General features: G+C 42.4%; 13 protein-coding genes and 1 pseudogene. 12 read left to right on the top strand and 2 right to left on the bottom strand.

The features are described 5' to 3' along the window. Positions 1-292: 292 nt before the first annotated feature. The 4 genes and pseudogenes from ABHN01_RS10805 (at position 293) to ABHN01_RS10820 (ending at position 4,223) form a co-directional block, all read left to right on the top strand. Positions 293-802 (top strand): VOC family protein, encoded by a 510-nt coding sequence (locus ABHN01_RS10805; RefSeq protein WP_429875557.1) that lies wholly within the window; start codon positions 293-295, stop codon positions 800-802. An 829-nt stretch (positions 803-1,631) separates the two neighbouring features. Beyond that, a pseudogene (locus ABHN01_RS10810) lies at positions 1,632-1,862 on the top strand (IS3 family transposase); the annotation flags it as partial. A 223-nt stretch (positions 1,863-2,085) separates the two neighbouring features. Next, positions 2,086-2,895 (top strand): class D beta-lactamase, encoded by an 810-nt coding sequence (gene blaOXA, locus ABHN01_RS10815; RefSeq protein WP_429875558.1) that lies wholly within the window; start codon positions 2,086-2,088, stop codon positions 2,893-2,895. 506 nt (positions 2,896-3,401) lie between these two features. Continuing rightward, a complete protein-coding gene (locus ABHN01_RS10820) occupies positions 3,402-4,223 on the top strand; it encodes a mechanosensitive ion channel family protein (protein WP_429875559.1) in 822 nt (273 codons plus the stop codon). A gap of 657 nt (positions 4,224-4,880) precedes the next feature. On the opposite strand, the gene ABHN01_RS10825 is transcribed toward ABHN01_RS10820, so the two are convergent. Next, the gene (locus ABHN01_RS10825; RefSeq protein WP_429875560.1) at positions 4,881-5,312 is read right to left on the bottom strand and encodes an ASCH domain-containing protein; all 432 of its coding nucleotides are present in this window, start codon (positions 5,310-5,312) and stop codon (positions 4,881-4,883) included. Between the two features lie 167 nt (positions 5,313-5,479). On the opposite strand from ABHN01_RS10825, the gene ABHN01_RS10830 reads away from it, so the two are divergent. Next, complete coding sequence (locus tag ABHN01_RS10830) at positions 5,480-5,788, top strand: hypothetical protein (protein WP_429875561.1); 309 nt, start codon at positions 5,480-5,482, stop codon at positions 5,786-5,788. Positions 5,789-5,920: 132 nt separating this feature from the next. Here the strand turns inward: ABHN01_RS10830 and ABHN01_RS10835 are convergent, their stop codons facing one another. Further along, positions 5,921-6,259 carry a DrmE family protein gene (locus ABHN01_RS10835; protein WP_429875822.1) on the bottom strand — a complete coding sequence of 113 codons (339 nt, stop codon included), beginning with the start codon at positions 6,257-6,259 and terminating at the stop codon, positions 5,921-5,923. 156 nt (positions 6,260-6,415) lie between these two features. Between ABHN01_RS10835 and ABHN01_RS10840 the strand changes: the two genes are divergently transcribed. From ABHN01_RS10840 to ABHN01_RS10870, 7 genes are all read left to right on the top strand, one after another. Then, entirely contained in the window at positions 6,416-7,966 is a 1,551-nt protein-coding gene (locus ABHN01_RS10840; RefSeq protein ID WP_429875562.1) for an RNA-directed DNA polymerase, read from the top strand. A 1,168-nt stretch (positions 7,967-9,134) separates the two neighbouring features. Then, positions 9,135-10,058: an ABC transporter permease gene (locus tag ABHN01_RS10845; protein ID WP_429875563.1), complete on the top strand. Its 924-nt coding sequence runs from the start codon at positions 9,135-9,137 to the stop codon at positions 10,056-10,058. A gap of 13 nt (positions 10,059-10,071) precedes the next feature. Continuing rightward, the gene (locus ABHN01_RS10850) at positions 10,072-10,911 is read left to right on the top strand and encodes an ABC transporter permease (RefSeq protein WP_429875564.1); all 840 of its coding nucleotides are present in this window, start codon (positions 10,072-10,074) and stop codon (positions 10,909-10,911) included. 43 nt (positions 10,912-10,954) lie between these two features. After that, entirely contained in the window at positions 10,955-11,929 is a 975-nt protein-coding gene (locus ABHN01_RS10855) for a succinylglutamate desuccinylase/aspartoacylase family protein (RefSeq protein ID WP_429875823.1), read from the top strand. A gap of 185 nt (positions 11,930-12,114) precedes the next feature. Then, positions 12,115-13,656 (top strand): ABC transporter substrate-binding protein, encoded by a 1,542-nt coding sequence (locus ABHN01_RS10860; protein WP_429875565.1) that lies wholly within the window; start codon positions 12,115-12,117, stop codon positions 13,654-13,656. A gap of 34 nt (positions 13,657-13,690) precedes the next feature. After that, on the top strand, positions 13,691-14,656 hold the full coding sequence (locus tag ABHN01_RS10865) for a succinylglutamate desuccinylase/aspartoacylase family protein (protein ID WP_429875566.1): 966 nt from the start codon (positions 13,691-13,693) through the stop codon (positions 14,654-14,656). Between the two features lie 81 nt (positions 14,657-14,737). Continuing rightward, positions 14,738-15,721, top strand: a complete 984-nt coding sequence (locus ABHN01_RS10870) for a succinylglutamate desuccinylase/aspartoacylase family protein (protein ID WP_429875567.1) — start codon at positions 14,738-14,740, stop codon at positions 15,719-15,721. Positions 15,722-15,789 lie beyond the last annotated feature (68 nt).

Raw genomic sequence — 15,789 nt, forward strand, 5'->3', positions numbered from 1 at the left:
ATAATACTTAAATAGGAAAAGGAAGACATTTAAATAGACCCGCTGTTTTTACACAAAAACCTGGCTGGGGATGATAAGTCTGCGGGACCGCAAAATATCTTATTTCTTATACACTAAAGATCAAATCAGTAACCTTTTAGAGATCGGTACAAGGTTTACTCAGTGGTGGTGGTGTAGAGCAATCCTCAACAATCGGGCCATTTAATGGAATAAGAGAAGTAAATTGTAAAATATTCTGAAAAATAATATAATTTAAACAATAGTTTTAGGCTAAGAAAAGGAGGAGAATTCAATGAAATCGGTATTTACTAAAGTCCTTCAATTAGGTGTCGTAGTAAAGGATTTGGATCAGACCATGAAAATATATGCAGATAAATATGGAATTGGACCTTGGGCAGTATATGAATTTAACAAGGATACAGTGGTGGATATGAGTATGGGCGGCAAGCGAATTGATTATGCTATGCGGTTAGCTCTTGCAGATATAGGAGGAGTCCAATGGGAACTAATTGAACCTTTGGATGAAATCAGTGATTATGCACGATTTTTAAAAGAGCATGGGGAAGGAATCCATCATGTGGCATTGGATACGGAATCCTATGAAAGTGCGCTAGAATTTTGCAAGAAAAATGGTTTAAGTTCGGTGCAGTATGGTTACTGGGGAAGGAACTTCCACTATGACTACAGGGATACTCGTGATGATATGAAGTGTATTGTTGAGCTGTACGGTCCTGAAGAAAGCTTTAAATGGCCGGAGCCAGTAGCTGTCTACCCGAACTTAGTTCAGGTGAAAATTAAATAATTTGAGAAAAAACGCCTAGGGCTCGTTTAAAAAATAAATTTGGGCGGCAGTATGTAAACATAGTTAATACGTGAATCCCATTTTAACCGAAACGGAAAGTGAGTACCGAAGGTGGTTCACTTTCTGTTTCGCGCCGTTAGGCGATTAATTGTGTCGTTGCCATTACAGGAAATATTGTTCTGCAATGTATATGAGTAAAAAGGGGAGATTTTTGCTTGATGAATAGTGATGGTGATCTCATCAACAATCGGGCGCTTTTCCGGAACAAGGAAAGCGTCATTTTTAATTTAAATGCTCATTTAATTGAACAACACCTATATTTGAAATAAATATCCAGTTTCCTTTAAAAAGGTTGAACTAAAAGGAACAGGTTATATATAAACAAAAAACAGGGATTTTTGTGAACTTCTAGAATAGATAGAGCTATCATTTATCATTTAAAAAGTGAAAAGTAGGGAGTTGTTAAATGGTATTTATACCTGATTCAATACTTAAAGGCATACTTGGAGATTACGGCATAAACTCTCCTCAAATTTCTCTATTAAGACACAATGAAAATATCGACCTATAAGGTTACTGATCCCACTCTACCATATTCTTATTTATTTCGTGTTCATCACCCTAGACAACAAGAAACGATTACAAGCAACGCTTCTCAAACTAAGCTTCAACTTCAATCAATTCTAGATCAGGTATTCAAGTCCAGAACGCCTTTGAATTGGTTCCTGTACCAAAATATCTGTTTCATTTGCTATATCCTGGAGTAATTTCAGTTCACAATTTATTCCTTCCTTTGTATGTTGTAAACCTTCTAAATTCTTTGTAATCCAAACGATCATTAAGTATGAAGGGCTGCCCTTATGATAATGCGGTAGCAGAAGCCACGTTTAAAATCATCCAGACAGAGTTCGTTAGAGGTCACCATTTCGCTAGTTTAGAAGATTTAACAAGAGAATTTCATGACTATGTTCACTGGTTCAACCACATTCGAATTCACGGAACTTTAGGATACATAAGCCCCATCGAATACAAACTTGGACACCTTAAAAAAACTGTCTAGTTTAGTGTTGACAATCCAGTTAGTTCGATATCAATTAAACCGACTTTCTTTAAGGAGAGTCGGCTTGTTGCGCTTACTATTGCTACCAATATGTTATTTAAAAAGGGTTCAAAAAGTACACTTTTACAAATGTTTTAGATAAAATTAATACTCATTTCATGTTTATGAGATGATTAAATTGATAGAATGTGCCTGTTCTTACATTTAGAGAGGGGAATCGAATATGATAAAACGAAAGAATTCGGCATTTGTTTTAGCACTTATTGGTGCGGTTGTTCTATTAATTACAAGTGTTCAACCACTAAGTGAAGCGAACGCTGCCAAGGGCAACCTGAATGTTAAGAAACTTGAAGTCGATGAATTTTTTACGAACCATGACGGAACGTTCATATTACGTGATATGAAAAAAGATAAAACATTCGTCTATAACAATGACCGAGCGAATCAACCATTTCCACCGCAATCGACTTTTAAAGTGCCTAATTCACTCATTGGTTTACAGGTAGGAGCTGTAGAAGATGAATACGATATTAAATATTGGGATGGTGTTGAACGAGAAATCCCGGTCTGGAACCAAGATCACACGCTTGGATCGGCTATGAGGAACTCTGTCGTTTGGTATTATCAAGATATGGCTCGTGACATTGGAGAGGATCGAATGGAAGAATGGGTTCAAAAGATTTCTTATGGTAACCAGGACATTAGTGGAGGAATTGATCAGTTTTGGTTGGATAGTTCACTCAAAATTTCTCCACTGGAACAAGCGGATTTTATGGAAACATTGTATAAAGGGGACCTTCCTTTTGATAAGGATGTAATGAAAACCGTTAAACGAATCATGATCCAGAAGGAAGGGGATACCTATACCCTTTACGGAAAAACAGGGCAAGGGCAAGACATAGGCTGGTATGTTGGTTTTATAGAAACGGACAATGGAGTATATAGTTTTGCTACGAATATTGATGGAACAAGTAAAGACGCTAAAAATATTACAATGGACATATTAAAGAAATATAATTTAATGGCAGATTAAGGGCAAGGAATTTAATGATAAATTTTAATAACGATCATCAAAAATCAGGCGCATCGTACAAATTTTAATCAATATAAATAGGTTATTCGATTCCTTGTTCAACTAACGGGTGGTTAGTTGAAGTTCCAGCTGCCAGGAAAGGCAGCTTTTCTTTTTAATAGGCTTTTTTAAACGATAATGTTGATTTTTTAACAAAAGAAAAAGGACCTTTCCTAGTGCCCTTTGGTGATTCTATGATGAACTAATGCCCCCGTTAGTGCAATAAGAACGAAAGAAGGTATTAACTTACCCCGAATCAATTCCCTCATTGACCTTTATCTCTATACTTTTAAATATCCAATCCGTAGCGGAAAACACATTATCGGCAATATAATCGATCCTCAAGAAGCACGGATAGTGCTTCTTCTTTTAATGAAACCATGCTATCGTTAAGGTTTGTTGGAAAAGGAAGGTTTTTGTCTTTAACCACATTCCTTTGGTATAGTGTAAAAAAGTAGGGGGTTGATATGTTGTTTTTCTTCGGACTGTTCCAGCAGTTGCCCGTCAAAATTTTAACGGTGGCGCTGCTGATTATACTCATGGTTTATTTTATCCGCAAATCCATCAGGCTTTTCTTTGACAAAACGAGCTTATTGGATGAAAAGCGGGAAAAGACATTGATGCATTTCTCCAACCAGGTGATAAAGGTATTGGGACTGGCTTTCTTCTTTATTTATGTGCTTAGCCATTTCTTCGACCTGGCAAAGCTTGTCACTGGTTCGGTCGTGGTGGCAGGTGCCTTGGCATTGATCCTCCAGCATATCATCCGCGATTACATAATGGGGCTGACCTACTTGTTTGAACGCCAGATCCATCACGGGGATTATGTCATCATCAATGGAAACCGTCAGGGGGAAATCGAGGAAATCAGTATGCGCCACCTTAAGATCCGCCAGTATGACGGATACCTCTATACGGTCTCCTATAGCAACATCACGGAACTTCAGAACGGGAACCGGGGAAGGCGCCGGGTGAACGAAAGCCTTGTCCTCAACTATAGGCAAAATCCGGACGATGCCTTCAAGGTGATGGAGGAAGTGGCACAAATATGCAACGAGAAATACGGTGAATACCTGTTGAAGGATGAGAACGGAGCTCCCGTGGAGAGTTTTAAATTCAACCAACTCACCGAACTGAACGTGGATTTCAGGGGTCACCAATATTCAATATCAGGTCTTGTGAAGGAAGCGGATTTCGTGGAAGCGGGCAAAAAGGTAAGGTATGAACTGGCTATGGCTGCTTACAAGAACGACTTGATGATGGCTGAGAGCCTCAACACAAGCCATTGAAAATCAATGTAAGCAAGATTTCATATCTCTTTCTTTTTTTCTGTTGTTTTTATGAATGCAACAAGTGAAGCCTTGTAAGACATGGAAGTCGAGTCCAGGTGGTTTGGCCCCCCTCCGGTTGAGCTCTAGATGCCAAACTTAGGATTCTGAGCTTAAAGCCGTACTAAGGGTGAAATAGATTTTCTTTACTCCATCGAGGTAAAACTCGATATACAAATCAGTTGGATCAATGTGCGGAAAGATGATGGAGTAAGGGCATGCCAACTCCAGTTTATCCATTCTTATTACCGATAAGACGAGTTGAGTCACTCTCTAATATATAAACAACAAACCCTTATTCCACAAACGGGTGGTAGGTATTTTATTTACATTTTATTTTATTTCAAAGGTTGAAAGCTCAAAAATGAAACGGATTGGACTTGGGATCATCGGTAGTGTAGTGACAATATTATTCTTAGAATGGCTGTCGGTTCATTTATAATGCATAGCAATCCATTGCTGTTATTTTGGTTGGCGAACCAAAAATATTTTAGCACCTCGGGAGAGTTTTTTTCATACAACGCTGAAAGCTTTTTGGAACCCTAGGCCTAGCCTAGGGTTTTCTTTTCTATAATAAAAAGGAGCTGATTCAGCGCATCGTGTGCAATGTATCAGCTCCTATAAAATTAAAACATGCTCCCATAATCCTAGCTTTCCCTTTGCTGGAATAAATTCATCCAGCATCTGCATATCCTCAACTACCCAAGCATAACCTCCCACTATAAAGTCACCCATAAAATAGTCATTCCCTGATACGATTCGACCATCCTCCAGAATGGCCCATGTCTCATTGTTTTCAGTTACCTTCAAACAATCTACAAGTTTGCATACAGCAATGATCTGGCCAGTTGGAAGATTCTCTGGTGTGTATCCGTGCTTACCAAGCAACGACTTTATGGCTATATGGTTAGAGACGTGTTTATCTATTTTTTTACTTGTGTGAATGGCAAGTGGCCCCCGATAATTCGTTCTCCATGACCTTGTTTCATATGTTGCCTCTCTAAGGACAAAAAGGCTTGCCCACGGCTGGATCATTGATAAAACCTTCATTCTGACAGCCTCCAACCTATAGAAGTTTATTTTTGATTATAGAGTGTCCCTGTAAAGGAATATTATGAGCAAAAGGCAGAATATCAGTTCACGGAGATCCAATTTATGAGGCATGAGTCATGACCAGTGATCATTAATATCATATATTAATCAGCGAACTATTTTTGTTGGGTTTTACAAACTCATTAGATGTGATTGGGCACGAACTTACACATGGAGTGACCCAGTTCACAAGCGGGCTAGAATATGAAAAGCAGCGAAAGAACTCTAACTCTGGTTATGGGTTCATAGAGGTTCATTATGGATACCAAAATTTTGATGAAGACGAAAAGCCATCAGATGGACTAAATGAAGAAATTAATTTTTACCTTGAAAATATTTTAGAAGCTTGTGAAGAAATTTATGATCAAATTAATAGCCAAATTGAAGAGGAAAAAACTACTCTAAATTGTTTGAAAAACAGTATGGGTTTATAAGAGCGATTAATTCTCATTGTAAAGTAAAAACAAGTGATTTCCTTGGGGAAAACCTTGTGTCTTTATACAATAATTAATTGTGAGCTTTGTTTCTGAGTAATTTTTGATTATTAATATGTGAAACAATTCACTTTAACTAACTGGTGTCGATTTTTTTAACAAAAGAGATAGAAATGATAAAATTTTTATTTCAAAAATATAGGCGAATCTTTCAAGGAAAATCCTTGAAGCTTTGCGTCGCTCCACCCTTATTTTCGACATGGCATTGTAATAAAAATTGACATCTTCCACAAAAGAATTTATACCGAGGGCCTCACCCAACACCGTGATGTCCTCATTGTAACGAGGACCGTAGCTATAACCTGTCCTCCAGTTTCGCAGAATGGGTTTGGTTGATTTATTCCAGCCTACAGCTCTCATTAATCGAAATAGCTTATCATCGTCCATCCGTTTACTTGTAAACCGTATGATTTTATACTATATTGCAATTTATTGTCATAAGGCACGGTTTTTTCCCAAATCCCTACTTTTGTTCTGTACTTTGGGGTTCTGGAAAGTATGAAAGTAGGTTTCGGATATGGTAAAATATAACTGATCAATTAGTTGTGAGATTATATGGAGGAAAAAATGAAATTAGAAAAAGAATCTATTTTATGGGGCATTGAACATGTTTTCACGGATAGTGATACCGATTTATCTCCTAAACCGGAAGAAATCAATATTATATATAGCGATAAAGAGAACATTGCTGATGAGCTTGCTAATATCGATATGTGCCAATATGTATGGAAACCTTGTAGAAGGTTTATCATTCCCAAATCTAATTTATCGTATAGGGTAGCTACTCAATTAGATCCTTTAGATAGCATCCTTTTAGCAGCAATAATCTATCAATTCGGTAATAAAATTGAAGAAAAAAGAGTTGAGAAAGCTGATAAGAAAGTCTTTAATTACCGATTCAACCCAAGTGAAGATGGATATCTATATAATGATTCCAATGCGTGGCATGAATTTTGGGATACTAGTAAAAAGAAAGCACAAAATTATCAGTTTGCAGTATATGTAGATATTGCTGACTTTTACAATCAAATATATCATCACACCATAGAAAACCAATTAATCAGTTGTGAATTCCCAAATGCAATTAAAAGAACTATCATGAATCTTTTAGAATCGGTTACACAACGTGTATCACGTGGAATACCAATTGGTCCTCATTCGGTACATCTCTTAGCTGAGATGTCTTTGATACCAATTGATAATAGTTTATTAACAAGAGGGGTAGATTTTTGCCGGTATTCAGATGATATTGTAATGTTTTGCAACGATCCTGTACAAGCCCAAAAACTAGTTTATGAAATTGCTACTATATTAGATAAACAACAAAGACTAATATTACAAAATCAAAAGACAAAAATTTATTCTTCTTCTGAATTCATTAAAATTTGCGAAGAAAATTTGGATGATAATCCTATCGATAAATTAGAGAAAGAAATGACAGAAATATTTAGAAAATATACATCTGGGGGTTATGGAGCAATACGAGTAGGGGACATTCCAGAGGAAAAGATGAAGTTGTTTTCAGAAGAAAACATTAGCATTTTATTAGATAAATATTTGAAACAGAATGAACCAGATTATAATCGTATTAGATGGTTCTTTAGAAGACTTTCAAGAATTGGAACCCCAAATGCAATTAAATATATAACGGGGAATTTTAATAATTTTGTACCAGCTATAAGCGATATTTGTCGATATTTTGTTTCGGTTGCTAACACCCAAAATGAAGAAATGTATAATGTTGGGGAAGATTTAATTAATTTGCTTGACACAGAAATTTTTAAAGCTAATGAATTTTTTCAAATTTCAATTTTAAGTTTATTTACAAATACAATTCACTTTAATCATATTCATAAAGTTATTAGTATGTATAGATCTTCTTCTGAAAATATAAAGAGAGAAGTTATTCTATCTGCACACATAACAAATAAATCAGATTGGTTGAGGGAACTGAAAGAAGAATACCCTAGGTTAGATGAATGGAGCCAAAGGGCTTTATTAATTGCGTCAAGTAATTTTCCGGCTGATGAAAAAAAGTTTTTCTTGCAAGGAATCAAAAATAATTTAAGACCCGGTAGTATTCTTGAGAATTTATTAATAAAATGGGCAAAAAAATAAAAAGGTATTTTTTTATATCATACGGGAAAAGAATTACTTATGGGTAATTAGGTAATTCGAAAAGGTTATTCTAAAGGTTACTTTAACGTTTAGATAGGTGAATTTCGATGACAAGATAATGGATTGTAATATTTAGGGCCAGACGGGCGGTAGGCTCAGTAAGGTTTAGTTTTATAAAGGGTGAAAAATTGACCACCAAACTGACCACTTTTTGACCACCTGAGCTTCAACTTTAATATATTTAAATATGTGCTTACTTTGCAATAGTGCTAATTTCATGCGGGTTTTAGTCATCATCAAGCATAGAAAGACACGCAGTATATGTTCCGCACACAAGTTCACCCTTGGTAATCAATGCTAATGTGGAGTATACCAGTTTAAAAGAAAAAGGGTATTTATAAATGAAAGGAAAGGAGATACATCTCCTTTCCTTATTTTAGTTTCTAAAAGTCATCTTTATAAAGGGATTTCCTGGTTTCGTAATGATACTTCCACTTTGGAATTACAGTAATTAATCAATTCAATCATATTAGCGATCAATTCTTTATGATAAATTTTTCCGATCCTGGGTAATAGTTCGCAATGTAGCATACAGATTTTTTGTAAAGTAATAGTTTACAAAGAATTCCAATGAATATAAGTACTCTTATATTGAGTTTCGAAAAAATTAACTATATATGTAGCCGTTAAAGCGAATGATTCATTATTAATATTTTCTTTTTTACGTTTTTATTTGCTCCGGAAAGCAGCCGGTGCAAGGAACTTATAAAATTAAACAAAGAGAAGACAAGTCAGGTAATAGATTTTGGAATAATCCACAAAGATTTTAAATTACAATTAACAAGAAACCGAAAATATATTTCAAAATTTTTATTTTTTCTATTCACAATATTCTAAAATTAATTTATACTTAATTAAAAATATCTTAAACAACATGAAATCACCTCGAAAAACCCACCGAAAAACGAAACATGACGAAAATGTTAAATAATAATGAACGTTTATTCATCCTTCCTCTTAGGCTTCTGAAAAAAAGATTAACTTATATCGAATACTCCAATAGAAAAAAACACTAGATATTACTCTCATTTAAGGAGGTGACTTGTATCGGATAACAGGAATGCAGCGGCCGATCTATTAAACAAGTAGAACAAAGTGAGGTGAAAGAATGGGAAAGTTCCTATTACGGCGGTTCGTCCAGGCCTTGATTGTCCTGGGGGGAGCCTCAGTAATCGCCTTTATCATCCTTCGGGTAGTCCCGGGTGATCCGGCCAGGATGATGCTGCCTGAAAACGCCACGAAAGAAGAACTGAACCAGATGAGGGAAGCGATGGGTCTCAATCTCCCGATTTGGTCCCAGTATATGGTTTATTTGAAACAGTTGCTAGTCCTGGATTTTGGGGATTCCCTGAACAGGGGTGTGCCATCGATGGGGCTGATTCTCGAAAGCTTGCCTGCGACCGCAATCCTTGTGTTTTGGGCCATGGTCATTGCCATCTGCCTGGCGATTCCACTCGGTATCTTGGCGGCGGTCAAGAAAAACTCCATCTCGGATTATGCAGTGAGTATCCTGGCGATGCTGGGACAGTCTGTCCCAAGTTATTGGCTCGGGATGATGCTGATTCTGCTGGTAGCAGTAAAGTGGCAGCTGCTGCCGACGACCGGTTACGGGAGCTGGAACAATATTATCCTGCCGGCCTTTACACTGGCGGTGTATCAGCTCGCCCTTATCGCCAGGCTGATGCGGTCGAGTATGCTTGATGTCCTTCACAATGATTATGTCCGGACCGCCCGGGCAAAAGGCCTGCCTGAATACATTATCCTGTTCAAGCACGTGTTCAAGAACGCGCTGATTCCAACGCTTACCATGATTGCCCTGCAGACAGGACAGCTTCTCGGCGGAGCCATCATCACAGAATATATTTTTTCCTGGCCCGGAATTGGATTCCTGACGGTGCAGTCCATCCAATTCCGGGATTATCCGATGATACAGTCACTCGTCATCGTTTCTGCGATTACGTTTGTTGTCATCAATTTCATAGTTGATGTCCTTTATGCCGTAATTGACCGCAGGATTGTCGTTGATTCGTAGGGAGGGAAGAAACTTGCTTAAATTTCTGAAAAAAATAACCGAACGCAAAGTGGCAGTGCTTGGCCTGGTTCTCCTCCTCCTCGTTGTGCTGATGGCCGTTTTCGCCCCTCTGCTTGCACCGCTCGATCCGCAGGCGCAAAACATCGAATGGCGCCTGAAGCCGCCGGGATGGACAGACACTGAAGGCCATAAACATATCCTCGGGACCGACCAATTGGGCCGTGACATATTCAGCCGGGTCATCTTGGGTTCGAGGGTCTCAATCAGCGTCGCCACTGGGGCTGTCCTGATTGGCGGAGTGATGGGGCTGGTAATCGGGATGGTATCCGGTTATTCAGGAGGCTGGGTCGATAGTGCCCTGATGAGGCTCGCCGACATGCAGCTCGCATTTCCGTTCATCCTGCTCGCTCTGACGATGGTCACCATCCTCGGGCCGAGTGTCTGGAATGTCATCCTCGTTTTATCGATTACAAGTTGGATTTCGTATGCAAAAGTGGTAAGAAGCTCAGTGCTGTCCATCAAGCATCTTGAATTCATAGAGTCGACAAGGGCAATTGGTGCGTCACGGTTTACGGTGCTGTTCCGGCATATCCTGCCGAATATTATGTCTCCGTTCATTGTCGTTGCGAGCTTCGAAATTGCAACGCTGATTATTGCCGAATCATCGCTAAGCTTTCTGGGATTGGGCGTTCCTGCCAGCCAGCCTACCTGGGGCGGGATGCTCGCAGATGGAAGGGAGTACATGATCGATGCCTGGTGGATTGCCGTTTTCCCTGGCCTGATGCTGATGCTCGTTGCCATCAGTGCAAACCTGTTTGGTGACGGTCTGAGGGATGCACTGGATCCGCATTAACGAACACGAGATTTAACTAAAGGGGGAGCAGTTGTTGGAACAAATGAAGATGAAGAGTCTGCAAGAGCTTGAAAGCAGGCCTGGTGAACTGAAGGTAGCCAGGATTCGTATTGGGTCGCTGCCTGACTCCACGGAAATCGATATCCCGGTTTTGGTGGGGGAAGGAAAGGAACCTGGGCCAACGCTTTTATTGACCGCACTCATCCACGGTATTGAAATCGGCGGGTACGACGTGATTAACCGTCTTATGAATGAAGAATTGGATTTTACCAGAATGAAAGGAAAAGTAATTGCCGTTCCTGTAGTCAATCCGTTCGCATTAGGGGTTGCTAACAGGTTCACCCCACAGGATTCAGCCGACCTGAACCGGGTCTTCCCAGGGAATGCAAAAGGCACCCTTAGCCAAAGGATTGCCAATCTCGTAGCCGAGTGGCTCGTCACTGAAGCTGACTATGTCATTGACTATCATTCCTGCAACCCGCCGTCCTGTGTGTTTACCATCATTGATGAGGACGGGACAGAAGAAGTCAGGGCGAAGTCGCTTGGAATGGCAGAAGCCTTCGGGGCGATAACGGTAGCACCGTCCGGAAAGCTGCCGGGAACGTTCAGCGGTTACCTGTCTTCAATTGGCAAGCCGGTGATTACTCCGGAACTGGTCTTTTCACGGCGGTTCGACCCGCAGTCCAGTGATGCCGGTGTGACTGGAACAATCAACGTCATGAAGCATCTCGGCATGCTAGACGGAAACCCTGAACCATTAAAGGAAACACCTCCATTTACAGAACCAATGCTCTATACATCCGTTTTTGCGGATACGGGCGGCTTCGTTTATTTGCAAAAGAAAATCTGCGATTCGGTTAAAGAAGGTGAGGTTTTTGCAACTGTCCATGATTCCTTTGGGCAGCAGATAAGTGAAATGCTTGCTCCAGTGGAAGGGGTGGTGATTGCATTTCCTATGGCCGGAAACCAGGCCGTCACAACCGGTGACAAAATCGCTTATTTTGCCTCACGCCGCTAACCTATTATTTTTTTCTGCTTTTCGCTTTAGTCATATACAACATTACCTCTTTATCGCTTCACTAAACAAACTTAGAATTATTTATCAACAATGTCACGTACCGCTCGCGGAAAGCGAAGCGCCTGAAGCGAAAATCAACAACTTTTAACAATAGCATTAAAAAAACAATACAAGGAGGCGTAATAGTGAAGAAAACGAGTATTTTTGCCTGGCTGTTGATTGCCATCCTGGCCCTCAGTGCCTGTTCGTCAACCAGTACATCGGATGCCAAGGGAAAAAGCAGCACAAGCAAAGCTGCAGACGAAATCGCCATTGCAACGGGATCTGACCCCATCAGTCTTGATCCGCGCAAAACATGGTCCGGACCGGGCTACAGCATGAATGCGCATATTTTCGAGCCGCTCGTGTTCAGGCAAATTGACGGGGAGAATGTGAAAATCGTCGGCGTCCTGGCCGAGAAATTTGAGAACGTCGATCCGTTGACTTGGAAGTTCACCCTCCGCAAAGGCGTGAAATTCCACAACGGTCAGCCGCTGACGCCTGAAGCAGTCAAATTCACGATTGACTCGATCATCGACCCAAACTACAACACGCCAATGAAAACTTGGCTGCGCGATGTTGATAAAGTCACGACTGAAGGGGACGACGTTGTCATTATCAAGACAAAGACACCGACCGGTGGTCTGATCAGCTCGCTTGCCCAGGTGCCGATTGTTGAACCTGGCGCCGTCAAATCACTTGGCGATAAATACAACACTGAACCGGTAGGTACCGGACCGTACAAAATTGTAAAGTACACGCCTAACAACGAATTGCTTTTGACCAGGTTCGACGATTACTGGGGCGAAAAAGCGAAGACAAAGAACGTAAGGTTCCGAATCATGCCTGAAAGTTCCGTGCGCCTGGCCGCCCTTCAGCGTGGGGATGTCCAAATTGCCGAAACAATGTCTGCCGATAAGCTGAGCACAATCAAGAGTGACCCGAACCTCAGTGTGTCCGTTACCAAGACGCTAAGGGTCGATTTCCTGTCACTCGAATTTAAAAACAAATGGATTGCGAACCAGAAATTCCGCCATGCGCTGTCGCTTGCCATTGACCGGAAAGGGCTTATTGACAACGTCCTAGCCGGAACAACCATCCCTGCTTCATCTGTATCACCACCTGGAACCATTGGCTTTGATAAAAACCTGCCAGTCTATCCATTTGACCTTGATAAAGCGAAGCAGCTGCTGAAGGAGTCCGGATATGATGGTTCGCCAATCAAGATGGGCGCCCCAATCGGCCGTTACGCAATGGATAAGCAAATGGGAGAAGCAATTGCCGGGATGCTTAAGAAAGCCGGCGTCAATATTCAGCTCGAGACACTCGAATGGAGTTCTTATATTCCAAAAACCGATACCGATGCATACGACATCTGGTTCATCGGCGCAACGGATTTCACCATCAACCCAAGCAAGCACTGGGACGGCTATTTCAACTCGGCGACTTCCGAAATCGGCTATAAAAACCCTGAAGTCGACAAGCTGATGGCAGAAGCCGCCCAGACGATTGACCAAAACAAGCAGGTTGAGCTTTATACAAAAATCCAGGAAATCCTTTATCAGGACCTCCCGACCCTGCCACTCTATTACGAACCGCAAATCATTGGGGTGAGAAAAGGGATTAACAGCTATAAGTCGCGTATTGATGAATACACGATCGTCCGTGATGCGGAATACCAGAAGTAACAAGACGCAAAGCAAGTTTGAAAGGGTGATGTAAATGAAAAAAATCGGTACAGCTGAAGTAATCAGAGGTGAAAAGACGAAAGGATGGCTCCGGGTGGGGAGCGACACGGACGGCTCACCTATCAACATCCCGGTACTCATCGCAGCAGGGGAGGAAGACGGACCGATTGTCTGGCTCCAGGGCGGCATCCATGGGGATGAATTCGGTGGGACGGCGTCCATCATCCGGTTCATCCAGGATGTGGATGTCAGCACATTGAAAGGGACGGTCGTCGGCCTCCCGGTCGTCAACTTGCCATCATTCAAAGCGAGATACCGCACCTCCCCGATTGACGGGGCCAACCTGAACAGGATTTTCCCGGGAGACGCCAAGGGGACCTATAGTCAACGTCTCGCTAGGGCACTTATTGATACAATCACTGAGACAGCGGACTATGTCATCGACCTCCATTCAGGAGGAATTGGCCTCCATGTCGATTACTTCATGATCTGCCGGAACGGCGATAATGAAGCGTCCAAAAAATCGATGTGGCTCTCAGAGAGGATGGGCGCTGAAGTCATCTGGCAGGTCGGCGGCGAAGGTTCGACCGGCGGGGTCGGCACCGACTATCTCACCAAGCAGGGCATCCCATGTGTCACCGTTGAAGTGGGAGGCGGCAACGTGTCCGAAAAACACGAGGCGCTTTACAGGGAATCGATTGGAAATGCTCTGAAGGCACTTGACATGCTGCCGGGCAAAGCACCGGTCCAGGAAAAGTACAGCGTCTACCGCCACGGCGAGTTCATTTTTGCCGGACAGGGCGGGCTGTTCGTTCCGGCTGCCCCGGTCGGAAGCGTGGTCAACAAAGGGGAGCTGATAGGCTCGATCATCAATCTGTACGGTGATGTAGCCGAAGAAATCAGATGCTCTTCCGACAGCGCCTATCTTGCCGCAACGGGCCACAGGTATTGGCCGCTCCATCCGGGCCAGCTGGTTGTGGAAACATATACGAAAGCTTAATGAGGGATCACCCGGGCTTGTCTGCCTGATAAAGGCAGATAAGCCCGGCCCCTTAATTAAAGGAGTAAAGGAGGTGCGTTCATGAAACTGGTAGGAACAGCCGAAGTAAGAAGAGGCCAAAAAACAACCGGCTCCATCCGAGCCGGCAGCGATACGGACGGGAGCCCATTCGAGATTCCGGTTCTTGTGGCAGCGGGAGCAGAAGAAGGACCAACCCTCTGGGTGCAGGGCTGCATTCACGGTGAGGAGTTTGGCGGAGCAGCTTCCATCATCCGTTTCTTTCAGGAGCTTGATGTAGCGACACTAAAGGGAACCTTTGTCGGGGTCCCGGTAACCAATCTGCCTTCTTTCAAGGCAAGGCACCGCAATTCCCCGCTTGATGGAGTCAATCTCAACAGGGCGTTCCCGGGAGACCCGAAGGGCACTTATAGCCAGCGGCTGGCCCATATCCTTCTCAACACGGTGACGGAGACGGCCGATTATGTCCTCGATTTCCACTCCGGCGGGATCGGCTGCGAAGTGCCGTTCTACCTTATCGTCAAACCAGGCGGTACGGAAGCTGGAGAAAAATCAATGTGGCTTGCAGAGCGGATGGGTGCAGACGTCATCTGGCGCTCAGCCGAGGAAGCGGGTACAGGCGGAACCGGAACAGCGAACTTCGTCCACAGTGGCATCCCGGCAGTGACGGTTGAATGTGGGGGCGGGAATGTAACTGAAGAGCACGAACGGTTCTACAAATATTCGATTGAAAATGCGATGAAGGCGCTCGGAATGCTTGAGGGCGAAGCGCCTGTCCAGGAAAAACTCACGGTCATCAACAACGCCGACTTCATCTTCAATAAAAAGGGCGGATTGTTCGTCCCGGCCTGCAAGGTAGGGGACGTCCTGAATAAAGGCGATCTTATCGGTTCAATTATCGACCTGTACGGGGATGTGCAGGAGGAAATCCGCTGCAGGGCCGACCGTTCCTATATCGCAGCAATCGGCCACCGGTACTGGCCGACGGACCCAGGCGAACTAATCGCCGAGGCGATTCCGGAGGAAGCACTGGCTGCCGCGGAATAAAAAAGCGTTAAACGGATGCCAGACGAAAGTTGCCGGCAAAGCTTCAACATATATTTCAAAAATCGTCG

This window comes from Fictibacillus sp. NRS-1165 (genome assembly GCF_050468105.1).
In the GTDB taxonomy this organism is placed as follows: domain Bacteria; phylum Bacillota; class Bacilli; order Bacillales; family Fictibacillaceae; genus Fictibacillus_C; species Fictibacillus_C terrinigri.

Bases quoted from the DNA above. Each gene is read 5' to 3' on its own strand.
- ABHN01_RS10870 (WP_429875567.1), top strand. From the start codon at position 14,738: ATGAAACTGGTAGGAACAGCCGAAGTAAGAAGAGGCCAAAAAACAACC.
- ABHN01_RS10865 (WP_429875566.1), top strand. From the start codon at position 13,691: ATGAAAAAAATCGGTACAGCTGAAGTAATCAGAGGTGAAAAGACGAAA.
- ABHN01_RS10840 (WP_429875562.1), top strand. From the start codon at position 6,416: ATGAAATTAGAAAAAGAATCTATTTTATGGGGCATTGAACATGTTTTC.
- ABHN01_RS10855 (WP_429875823.1), top strand. From the start codon at position 10,955: ATGAAGATGAAGAGTCTGCAAGAGCTTGAAAGCAGGCCTGGTGAACTG.
- ABHN01_RS10805 (WP_429875557.1), top strand. From the start codon at position 293: ATGAAATCGGTATTTACTAAAGTCCTTCAATTAGGTGTCGTAGTAAAG.
- blaOXA (WP_429875558.1), top strand. From the start codon at position 2,086: ATGATAAAACGAAAGAATTCGGCATTTGTTTTAGCACTTATTGGTGCG.
- ABHN01_RS10825 (WP_429875560.1), bottom strand. From the start codon at position 5,312: ATGAAGGTTTTATCAATGATCCAGCCGTGGGCAAGCCTTTTTGTCCTT.
- ABHN01_RS10820 (WP_429875559.1), top strand. From the start codon at position 3,402: ATGTTGTTTTTCTTCGGACTGTTCCAGCAGTTGCCCGTCAAAATTTTA.
- ABHN01_RS10845 (WP_429875563.1), top strand. From the start codon at position 9,135: ATGGGAAAGTTCCTATTACGGCGGTTCGTCCAGGCCTTGATTGTCCTG.